This is a genomic window from Flammeovirga sp. OC4, assembly GCF_000812565.1.
Taxonomy (GTDB): Bacteria; Bacteroidota; Bacteroidia; order Cytophagales; family Flammeovirgaceae; genus Flammeovirga.
In genome coordinates this window covers 1-438 of the sequence record NZ_JTAM01000146.1, presented here as the reverse complement: position 1 = coordinate 438, position 438 = coordinate 1, and the positions used below count along the sequence as shown (strand labels likewise).

The 438-nt window shown below is 39.3% G+C and carries 1 protein-coding gene; it reads left to right on the top strand.

Annotated features, from left to right (window positions below; translation table 11 throughout):
- Positions 1-438, top strand: a 438-nt coding sequence (locus tag PL77_RS32140; protein ID WP_044213572.1) for a hypothetical protein, incomplete at both ends; no start/stop codon positions are given.

Here is a 438-nt window from a genome sequence, read left to right as displayed (position 1 = left end):
AATAACCTCCTATTCTTCGATGAATTGATTGAAAATAGCGAGTATATCAGCAGTTATGATGGTCAAACGTATAGTAATGCTGATACGGAAACAGCAACAGTCACTTTCGGAGACAGCTATTCTTATGACGGTGGTTTTGAAATCGCTTCTCTAGAATATAACTGGACTAAAGTCAGCGATGGATCGACGGAAAGCTCAGCAGCAGAATTAAGCATTCCTTCAATGACAAGTGACAATGCAGATAGCTATAGATTGAATATCACTTCAACTTCTATCACTGGCCTAACGATCTTCACAAAACAAATCGACCTTCTATTTACGCTTGGTCAAGAAGATTCAGTAGCACTATACAACTTATTCGTAGAGTTAGGAACTACACCGGACAAAGCAATTGAAATGCGTGATTGGGTCGACAATGATGGTAATCCAATAGCGACT